We start from the raw sequence: 11,260 nt of genomic DNA, 5'->3' as shown, positions 1-11,260 counted from the left end.
AGGAAGAGCAACCCAAAGAAACCCAAAAACAGGAAGAAATGGAAAAGAAGCAGGAACAGAATCAGGAAAGCCCGCAACAACAGGCACAGGGCAGACGGGGCTACCAGCCCATCGACGAGAGCAAAATCAACTGGCAGGAGCTGGAAGAGAAATGGGGCGTGAAACGCGATGACCTTGAAAAGTCCGGCGACCTTACCAAAATGCTCAATTACGGCAAATCCGATTTGGTAAAAGTGTCGCCCAAGTTTGGCGGCGAGGCTTTTGAACTGGACGCCCGCCTTTCCTTTAAGAAAGACGGTGAAGGCAATGTCAGCCTCGTGCCGCACTTCATCCGCAAGGAGCAGAAACTCGACGAGTACAAGGAACACAAGTTTTCGGACGAAGACCGTAAGAACCTGCGCGAAACGGGCAATCTCGGCAGGGTCGTGGACATCGTGGACAAGGAAACGGGTGAAATCATCCCCTCGTTCATCAGCATAGACCGCAAGACAAATGAAATCACGGACATACCAGCAAACAAAGTGCGCATACCGGAGCGCATCGGAAAGACGGAAATCACCAAACAGGAACAGGATATGCTGCGTGCCGGGCTGCCCGTGCGCGACAAACTTATTGAGCGCAACGACGGCAGGAAATTCGTCACCACTCTTCAAGTGAATGTAGAGCAGCGAGGCGTGGAGTTCGTACCGGGAACCGGCAGGTCGCCGCGTACTGCCCAGACGCAGGAAGCCAAGAACAATCTCACACAAGGACAGGCTCAGGGCATGGAAAATTCCGCAGCCCCACAGAAAGAGCAACGCCGCAACACGTGGACGAACGCCGACGGCAGCATCCGCCCCATCAGCAAATGGAGCGGCATGAACTTCACCGACCAGCAGAAAGCCGATTATGCAGCGGGTAAGGCGATAAAGCTGGAGAACGTGACAGACAAACAGGGTTTCCATGCCACGATGTATATCAAGTTCAACCCGGAGAAGGGTCGTCCTTATCGCTACGACACCAATCCTGACAACGCACAGAAGGTAGCCCCCTCCAACGAAAGCCGCACACAGGTGGCGGTGAACAGCGAGGGCAAGACCAACGAGGCGACCAAGAACCTGAAAGAGCCGTTGCAGAAGGGACAGACCGCTCCGAAGGACGACAAACAGCAACAGCAGCAGGAGAAACCACAGAAGAAAAACAACAAGGGCATGAAGATGTAATCTCCCGTGTCCACCACTAAATCCAAAATAGAATCCAAAGTATCACTAAAAAGTAAGAAAACATGAAGACAATCATTGCAGAAAAGCCATCCGTGGCACGTGAAATCGCCCGCATCGTGGGCGCGACAAAAAGAGAGGAAGGATATTTCGAGGGAGGCGGCTATGCCGTGACATGGGCATTCGGACACCTCGTCCAGCTTGCCATGCCCGACGGCTACGGCATACGTGGTTTCGTCCGTGGTAACCTGCCCGTCATCCCCGGAACCTTCACGCTCATTCCCCGTCAGGAAAAGACAGAGAAAGGCTACAAGTCCGACAGCGGCGTGGTGTCGCAGATAAAAATCATCGCCCGTCTTTTCAAGGAAAGCGAGCAGATCATCGTGGCGACCGATGCCGGACGCGAAGGTGAGCTTATCTTCCGCTACCTCTACCACTATATCGGATGTACCACTCCTTTCGTGCGCCTTTGGATAAGCTCGCTTACCGACAAGGCTATCCGTGAGGGACTGCGCAACCTCGAAGCGGGCGACAAATACGACAACCTCTACCTTGCCGCCAAAGCACGGAGCGAATCCGACTGGCTTGTGGGCATCAACGGCACGCAGGCACTCTCCATCGCCGCCGGACACGGCACATATTCCGTCGGACGGGTACAGACACCTACGCTGGCGATGGTATGCGCACGTTACTGGGAGAACCGCCGTTTCACGGTAGAACCGTTCTGGCAGCTCCATATCGCCGCAGACGGAGGCAACGGTGATACCGTGAAATTCTCGTCCTCCGAGAAATGGAAAGAGAAAGAGCCTGCGACGGAATTATATAATAAAGTAAAGGAAGCAGGCACAGCCACCGTCACGAAAGCGGAGCGCAAGGAGAAGATAGAGGACACTCCGCTCCTGTACGACCTGACCACGCTCCAGAAGGAGGCCAACGCCAAACACGGCTTCACAGCGGAGCAGACACTCGAAATCGCGCAGAAGCTCTACGAGAAGAAACTTATCACCTATCCGAGAACCGGAAGCCGCTACATCCCCGAAGACGTGTTCGTGGAAATTCCCAAGTTGCTCGCCTTCATCGGCAACCTGCCCGAATGGAAAGACAAAGTCAATCCGAAGGCAGTGCCGACACGCCGCAGCGTGGACGGCGGCAAGGTAACAGACCACCATGCCCTACTCGTCACGGGCGAGAAACCGCTGTTCCTCTCCAAAGAAGATAATACCGTCTATCAGATGATTGCCGGACGCATGATTGAGGCTTTCTCTGAAAAATGCGTCAAAGACACCGCTACTGTTACGGCGGAGTGTGCCGGAGCGGAGTTCGTGGTGAAAGGCAGTGTTATCAGGCAAGTCGGGTGGCGTGCAGTCTATGGCGAGGAAGAGAAAGAGGAGACCATCATACCCGGCTGGCAGGAAGACGATAGGCTGGCACTGAAAGCCGCCTCCATCACGGAAGGTAAGACCAAGCCTAAGCCGCTGCATACCGAAGCCTCCCTGCTGTCCGCAATGGAAACGGCTGGCAAGGAGATAGAGGACGACGCGCTGCGTCAGGCATTGAAGGATTGCGGCATCGGCACGCCTGCCACCCGTGCAGCCATCATCGAAACGCTTTTCAAACGCGGTTACATGGAACGTTGCAAGAAGTCGCTTGTACCCACCGAAAAAGGGCTTGCCCTCTACTCGGTCGTGAAGACGATGCTCATCGCCGACGTCGCCATGACGGGTGAATGGGAGAAGGAACTGGCACGCATCGAGCGCGGGGAACTGCTCGCCGATACCTTCCGCAAGGAGATAGAGGCGTACACAAAGGAGATTACCTCCGAACTGCTCTCGTGCGACAAACTGTTCGCCCGCAGGGATTCCGGCTGCAAGTGTCCCAAGTGCGGGACGGGCAGTATGCAGTTCTACGGCAAGGTCGTCCGCTGCGACAACGCGGAGTGCGGGCTGCCCGTGTTCCGCCTGAAGGCAAACCGTACCCTCACCGATGACGAAATCAAAGACCTGCTCACCGACGGACACACGAAACTGCTCAAAGGTTTCAAGAGCAAGCAGGGCAAGAGTTTCGATGCCGTGGTTGCCTTTGACGGGGACTACAACACGACTTTCGTGTTCCCCGAAAGGAAAAGTAAGGCAACCTCTGCGAGAAGAAGAAAATAATGAGTAACTTTGCCACTGATTCAGAGTAATGAACTGTTCTTCGATACCGGATTACACTCATGCTTTGGATTTAGTGGTGGCACTCGGAGGGATACCGAGTGCCTTTTCTTTCTCCTTTCAGACAATTATCCCGGTCATGATTTACCAATCCACTAAATTCCAAAGTAATGAACAACAAGAAGAAAAACGAGGGGCAGACCGACTTTTCCTACTACGGTCTGTACCTGCTAGACTATCTCCGAACAAACAGATTTGAACAGGCGACCGACGAAGCCTTCATCCGTGAACGCGCCGACCGTGCCGCCGGAACGTATGAACGGGCAATGCTCGAAGGCTATCCCGCCGCAGGTGCGCAGGAATTGGCTATGCGCACGCTGACGGAGGGGCTTCGCTACTCCAAGTACGCCATCCTGCGCGAAGTCGTAGAGAACGAGTTTGCCGACGACGTGCCGGAAGCGGAGCGTGAATCCTTTACCCGAAAACTGCTGCCGCTTGTCGGAAACGTATTCTCCATTTATGACCTTTCGGATGACAATTTCGCCCTGTCGCCCGATTATGACCTGCTCTACACGGAGCTGACGGGGGCTGTCGTCCTTTATATAGAGGAATATGGCGTTTAACCGCAAACAAAGGTTGCGGGACAACATCGAGGCGATACGGACGGCATTCGTCCTTGACAGGGAACAACGCACCCCCACCGCACGCGAAAGGCTCTTGTTGGAGCGTTATTGCGGTTTCGGTGGACTGAAGTGCATACTGAACCCAGCAAAGGAACTGACGGATGCCGTCCATTGGGCGAAATCCGACCTCGAACTGTTTGCCCCTACCGTGGAACTGCACAAGTTACTACGGGAGAATACAAAAGACGATACGGAGTATAAGCGGTACATGGATGCTATGAAGCAATCCGTTCTGACCGCTTTCTATACTCCGCCGGAGATAACAGGCACTATTGCGGACGTGCTGCATGAACACGGCATACGCCCCGACCGGGTACTGGAACCATCGGCAGGCGTTGGCGCATTTGTGGATGCCGTATTAGAGAACAAGCCGGACGCGGACATCATGGCTTTTGAGAAAGACCTGATGACGGGCAAGATATTGAAACACCTGCATCCCGACCAGAAAGTAAGGATACAGGGGTACGAGAAAATTGAAAAGCCGTTCATGAACCATTTTGATCTGGCTATATCCAATATCCCCTTTGGTGATGTGGCGGTGTTCGACCCGGAATTTACCAACAGTCATGACATGGCAAGACGGTCGGCATCCAAGACGATACACAACTATTTCTTTCTGAAAAGCCTTGATGCGGTGCGTGAAGGCGGAATCGTGGCGTTCATTACCTCGCAGGGGGTGTTGGATGCCCCGACCAATGCGCCCATACGCGAGTATATGATGAACCACGCCAATCTGGTGGGTGTTGCCCGTCTGCCGAACAACCTCTTTACGGAAAATGCGGGTACGGAGGTGGGCAGTGATTTGATTATTCTGCAAAAGAACAGCGGAAAGAACGGGAAACTGTATTATAATGAGAAACTTTTTGTGCAAACAGAACAGACCCCTATCGGCACTTCCGTAAATGGGTATGTATGGAGCATCGGTTCGCTTTCCCACACGGATTTAACCAAAAGTACCGACCCTTACGGAAAGCCTGCCTATAAGCTCATGCACAGAGGCGATACCGTACAATTGGCGGAAGACTTACGGGAACATCTGAAAATAGAACTGCACCAACTCAACAGGGAACTCTACGAAAGACATAGCCTGCATCCGACGCAAACGGAAAGTACGGATAAAAGTATGAATGTGGAAGTACAGCCGTCTCCGAAAGTAGAAGCGGTGACTTCTACCGCTAATGTTTTTATCACAGAAGCGGAGAAACCGAAAGTTCAACCCATAGACGAGAAGCCGGAGATTGAGCCACGCCAGACGAATCATTCAAATGCCGTTCAGCTCACTCTGCTTGACCTTTGGGGTATGCCCATAGAAGAACCTGCCAAAAAGAAAAAGGCAACCAAAAAGGAAAACAAGGCAAAGCGTGCTATTCCTAAACCGAAACCGCCGATTATGGCAGTTCCTCCTGTTGAATCCGTCAAGCCTGCAACCGAAAGCAAGAAGGCAAAGCCGGAAAGTGCAGGGAAGCAAAGCGACCCTGAAGATATTTATGCCACTTTGGACTGGGACACCAATCCACCCATCAACGGCTTCTATGAAACGATGATGAGCCTGACACCGGAACGGCGCAAGGCTCTACGGCTTGAAGCGGAACGGCACAGACAGGAACAACTGAAAAAGTCGGGTATCAAGGACACGATGAATCCTGCCTTTGTGCCTTCGTCGGATAACAAACCGGAGCAAAAGGAAGCAGCAAAACAACCCGAAGCACAGCCGGAGGCAACTCCCGTTCCTATTACGGACAATAGCCCAAGTGAGAAAGCAACCGCTTCACTATTCCCGGAATTTGAAACGGAAAAGCCGAAGGAGGAAGCCCCCGACCTTACGCCGCGTCCCTATCACCGCACGCCGGAAATGCACCTGCGTGAAGGGTCGCTGGTGGCAAACAGGGCACGCGACATCGGTTATCTGAAGGACATTACTCCCTACGGTGCAACCTTCCAGCCGCTTGGACTAACCGGTTATCAGAAAGAGAAAGCGTTGCTGTATGTATCGCTCCGTGACGCATACGAGCGGTTGTACCGCTATGAATCGAACAGACGTGAGGAAAATGTACCTTGGCGTGAACACCTGAACACCTGTTACGACGAGTTTGTCATGCGTTATGGCAACCTCAATGCCAAACAGAACGTGAAGTTAGTAATGATGGATGCCGGAGGGCGCGACATCCTTTCGCTGGAACGTGCGGAGGACGGCAAGTTCGTCAAGGCGGACATCTTCGACCGTCCCGTTTCCTTCTCGGTGGAGAACCATGCCAACGTCGGCTCTCCCGAAGAAGCCTTGTCCGCATCGCTCAACAAGTACGGTACGGTCAATCTCGGCTATATGCGGGGGATAACAGACAGTACGGAAGAGGAGCTTCTCAATGCCCTCAAAGGTCGTATCTTCTACAATCCGCTCGTAACCGGTTACGAGATTAAAGACCGCTTCATCGCGGGGAACGTGATAGAGAAGGCGGAGCGCATAGAGGCATGGATAGGCGGTAATCCCGAAAACGAAAGATTGCCGGAAGTGAAACAGGCTTTGGAGGCTTTGAAGGAAGCCGAACCGCAGCGTATCGCCTTTGAAGACCTCGACTTCAACTTCGGTGAACGCTGGATTCCCACGGGCGTGTATGCCGCCTACATGAGCCATCTTTTCGACACGGACGTGAAAATCGCCTATTCCGCCAGCATGGACGAGTTTTCCGTGGCGTGCGGCTACCGCACCATGAAGATCACGGACGAGTTCTTAGTGAAGGGCTATTACCGGAACTATGACGGTATGCACCTGTTGAAACACGCCCTGCACAACACCTGCCCTGACATGATGAAGTCTATCGGTAAGGACGAGAATGGCAATGACATTAAGGTGCGTGACAGTGAGGGCATACAGCTTGCCAACGCCAAGATAGACGAGATACGCAACGGGTTCTCGGAATGGCTGGAAGAGCAGTCGCCACAGTTCAAAGAACGGCTGACAACGATGTATAACCGCAAGTTCAACTGTTTCGTGCGCCCGAAGTATGACGGCTCGCACCAGACGTTTCCCGACCTCAATCTGAAAGGATTGGCAAGCCGTGGTATTCAAAGCGTTTATCCGTCGCAGAAGGATTGCGTCTGGATGATAAAACAGAACGGCGGCGGAATATGCGACCATGAAGTCGGAACAGGTAAGACGCTGATAATGTGCATTGCAGCGCATGAGATGAAGCGTCTGAACTTGGCGCATAAGCCGATGATTATCGGCTTGAAGGCGAACGTGGCGGAGATTGCCGCCACCTATCAGGCGGCATATCCGAATGCCCGTATCCTCTACGCTTCGGAAAAGGACTTTTCGACCGCCAACCGCGTGCGTTTCTTCAACAACATCAAGAACAACGACTACGATTGCGTCATCATGTCGCACGACCAGTTCGGCAAGATTCCGCAGTCACCGGAGTTGCAACAGCGCATCCTGCAAGCGGAGCTTGACACGGTGGAGGAAAACCTCGAAGTCTTGCGGCAGCAAGGCAAGAACGTGTCGCGGGCGATGCTGAAAGGATTGGAGAAGCGCAAGCACAACCTTGTGGCAAAGTTAGAGAAAGTGGAACACGCCATCAAGTCGCGCACGGATGACGTGGTGGACTTCAAGCAGATGGGCATCGACCACATTTTCATAGACGAGAGCCACCAATTTAAGAACTTGACTTTCAACACCCGACATGACCGTGTGGCGGGGTTGGGAAACTCGGAGGGAAGCCAGAAAGCCCTGAATATGCTCTTTGCCATACGCACCATACAGGAGCGCACGGGCAAGGACTTGGGGGCTACGTTCCTGTCCGGCACAACCATTTCCAACAGCCTGACGGAATTGTACCTGCTCTTCAAGTATCTGCGCCCGAAGGAACTGGAACGGCAGGATATTCGGTGCTTCGACGCATGGGCGGCGATTTTTGCAAAGAAGACGACCGACTTTGAGTTCAATGTAACGAACAATGTGGTGCAAAAAGAGCGTTTCCGCTACTTCATCAAAGTACCAGAGCTTGCCGCCTTCTACAACGAAATCACCGATTACCGCACGGCGGAGGATGTGGGTGTGGACCGTCCGAGCAAAAACGAGATACTGCACAATATACCGCCTACGCCCGACCAAGAGTATTTCATCAAACAACTGATGGAGTTTGCCAAGACTGGCGACGCCACCCTGCTGGGCAGGATGCCGCTCTCGGAAACGGAGGAAAAGGCGAAAATGCTCATCGCCACTGACTACGCGCGGAAGATGGCTTTGGATATGCGTATGATAGACCCCAATTACGAAGACCATCCCGACAACAAGGCGAGCCACTGCGCCAAGATGATAACGGAGTATTACCATAAATACGACGCGCACAAGGGAACGCAGTTCGTATTCTCTGATTTGGGGACGTACCAGCCGGGCGACGGGTGGAACGTGTACAGCGAGATAAAGCGGAAGCTGACGGAGGACTACGGCATACCGGCAAGCGAAGTGCGCTTCATTCAGGAATGCAAGACTGACAAGGCTCGCAAGGCGGTGATAGACGCCATGAATGCCGGGACGGTGCGCGTGTTGTTTGGCTCTACCTCCATGCTTGGAACGGGCGTGAATGCACAGAAAAGGTGTGTCGCCATCCATCATTTGGATACGCCGTGGCGACCGTCCGACCTGCAACAGCGTGACGGACGCGGAGTTAGAGCCGGAAACGAGATAGCCAAGCACTTCGCCGGGAACAATGTGGATGTAATCATCTATGCGGTGGAAAAGTCGCTGGACAGCTACAAGTTCAACCTGCTGCACTGCAAGCAGACGTTCATCTCGCAGCTCAAAAGCGGGGCTATGGGCGCGCGTACCATCGACGAGGGGGCTATGGACGAGAAATCGGGCATGAACTTTTCGGAGTATATGGCATTGCTTTCCGGCAATACCGACCTGCTTGACAAAGCGAAGTTGGACAAGCGTATCGCCTCGCTCGAAGGGGAACGCAAGTCGTTCAACAAGGGTAAGCGCGATTCGGAGTTCAAGTTAGAGTCCAAAACGGGCGAACTGCGCAACAACACGGCGATTGTCGAAGCCATGACGAAGGACTGGGACAGGTTTGCCGCTGCCGCGAAGACGGACAAGGACGGGAACCGTTTGAATATGCTGAAAGTGGACGGGGTAGATTCTGCCGATGAAAAGGTAATAGGTAAGCATTTGCAGGAGATAGCCAAGAATGCCGCCACAGGCGGGCTTTACAAGCCTGTCGGTGAAATCTACGGTTTCCCCGTCAAGGTCATCAGCGAACGGATGATGAGGGACGGACTGGAGTTCACCGACAACCGCTTCGTGGTGGAGGGCAACTACAAGTACACCTACAACAACGGGCATCTGGCGATGGCTGACCCCGTGGTGGCGGCACGCAACTTCCTCAACGCCTTGGAGAAGATACCCTCCGCCATTGACCAGTACAAGGCGAAGAACGAGGTGCTGAAAAAGGAGATACCACAGCTGCAGGCGATAGCGGGCAAGGTCTGGAAGAAGGAGGACGAGCTGAGACAACTGAAATCCGAACTTGCCGCCCTCGACCGGAAGATACAACTGGAACTTGCACCGACGAAGCCCGAAGTCACTGAAAAAAAGAACGATGATGTTGAAAAAAACATCTCAGAGTTAAGAACAAATCAAGTATTTCCAAAATCCAGGTTACAATTATGATATATTTTGGAGGGGTGTCCAAATTGGATTCCCCTTCAATTTTATCAATAATCTAAAAGCTGGAAATATGGCAACAATTAAATTAAAATTTCGCCCCTCATCTATACCCGGAAAAGAAGGTGTATTGGTGTATCAGGTAACACAAGCCCGTGTAATCAAGCAGATAAAAACCGGTTGCAAATTGTTTGAGGCAGAATGGAACTCCGGTGACATTCATATAGTGACACCAAGCAGAGAGGAATACATCAAGGATTTGAAAATAGAACTTGCAGAGAAAGAGAAAAGGATACGCTATATAATAAAGGTATTGGAACAAACTCTTCAGACATATACAGCCGAAGACATCATCAAAGCATATATGTCACCCGAAAGACAATATGACACTCTCTTCACATTTACAAAAAATGTAATCGCATCATTGAATACAATAGGAAAAACACGGACAGCTGAAACGTATAATAATACGCTAAACAGCTTCATGCGTTTTAGAAACGGGCGAGATTTATTTATCGGAGAATTAGACTCCGAAATAGTAGAAGCCTATGAAACGTATATTATAAAGACGCTTGGATTGAAAAAAAAACACATCTTCATTCTATATGGGCATTTTACGAGCCATTTATAACCGCGCTGTTGATAAAGGGCTTGTTATGAATACCAATCCTTTCAAGAATGTGTTCACAGGGATGGATAAGACTATCAAAAGGGCTATTGATGTCAATAGCATACACCGAATCATGATGCTGGATTTTTCTGATATTCGGCGTTATGATTTTGCACGCGATATGTTTTTATTCTCCTTCTATACACGAGGTATGTCGTTTGTGGACATGGCCTTTCTTAAAAAGAAAGATCTCAAGAATGGAATATTGTCATACAAACGACAAAAAAGCGGACAACAACTTTTCATTCATTGGGAAAATTGTATGCAACATATCGTTGACAAGTATGACACAGACAACTCCCCCTATTTACTACCGATAATTACAGGAATCGGTACAAACGAACGAAAACAGTACCTTTCAAAAATACATAATGTCAATCGGAATCTTCAAGAAATAGGGCAACTTTTAGGGCTTGAATTACCATTGACCTTGTATGTTGCACGCCATTCATGGGCAAATATTGCTTATAACAACAATATCCCCATTTCAGTCATAAGTGAAGGATTAGGACACGATTCCGAAAAAACAACAAGAATATACCTTTCGTCATTGAACGCCAATAAAATAGATGACGCCAATAGAATGATACTGGAGTTTGTCCGGAAAGGCAAATAGTAACATTCCTCACATGTCAATCTCCTATAAGCAGATGTTTTTTTCGGGCGCAAAATTAGCAAAATACCCTCAAATAACAAAGATTTTTCGCTGAAAAAAATCAAGATAACACCCTAACTGTGATTAAAATAGTACACAATATCCATTCCTTAAGTGGTCATTAATTGTGCAATTGCGCTTGAAATCAACAAATTATTTTAAGGATACATCTGCTTATAGGAGATGTACATGGTTTGAACTGAAAATCAAATGATTGAGGACGAATTATAATACC

Annotated in this window: 4 protein-coding genes and 1 pseudogene; all 5 read left to right on the top strand. The window is 50.8% G+C overall.

From position 1 onward, the window contains the following. Nucleotides 1-1,202 (top strand): DUF3945 domain-containing protein (locus BACCOPRO_RS05020; RefSeq protein WP_008141552.1); only part of this gene is annotated, 1,202 nt, incomplete at its 5' end. A 62-nt stretch (nt 1,203-1,264) separates the two neighbouring features. Continuing rightward, nucleotides 1,265-3,355: a type IA DNA topoisomerase gene (locus BACCOPRO_RS05015; RefSeq protein ID WP_008141550.1), complete on the top strand. Its 2,091-nt coding sequence runs from the start codon at nt 1,265-1,267 to the stop codon at nt 3,353-3,355. A 167-nt stretch (nt 3,356-3,522) separates the two neighbouring features. After that, nucleotides 3,523-3,975, top strand: a complete 453-nt coding sequence (locus BACCOPRO_RS05010) for a DUF1896 domain-containing protein (protein WP_008141546.1) — start codon at nt 3,523-3,525, stop codon at nt 3,973-3,975. Further along, entirely contained in the window at nt 3,965-9,706 is a 5,742-nt protein-coding gene (locus BACCOPRO_RS05005) for a helicase-like domain-containing protein (protein WP_008141545.1), read from the top strand. Before BACCOPRO_RS05010 ends, BACCOPRO_RS05005 begins: the two co-directional genes overlap by 11 nt. Nucleotides 9,707-9,773: 67 nt before the next feature. Beyond that, nucleotides 9,774-10,986, top strand: a pseudogene (locus tag BACCOPRO_RS05000) (site-specific integrase). Nucleotides 10,987-11,260 lie beyond the last annotated feature (274 nt).

It is taken from the genome of Phocaeicola coprophilus DSM 18228 = JCM 13818 (assembly GCF_000157915.1).
GTDB classification, from domain to species: domain Bacteria; phylum Bacteroidota; class Bacteroidia; order Bacteroidales; family Bacteroidaceae; genus Phocaeicola; species Phocaeicola coprophilus.
Note: the sequence above shows the minus strand (reverse complement) of the source record. Positions and strands in the feature narration are given on the sequence as shown.

Coding starts and splice junctions, on each gene's coding strand:
- BACCOPRO_RS05015 (WP_008141550.1), top strand. CDS start 1,265: ATGAAGACAATCATTGCAGAAAAGCCATCCGTGGCACGTGAAATCGCC.
- BACCOPRO_RS05010 (WP_008141546.1), top strand. CDS start 3,523: ATGAACAACAAGAAGAAAAACGAGGGGCAGACCGACTTTTCCTACTAC.
- BACCOPRO_RS05005 (WP_008141545.1), top strand. CDS start 3,965: ATGGCGTTTAACCGCAAACAAAGGTTGCGGGACAACATCGAGGCGATA.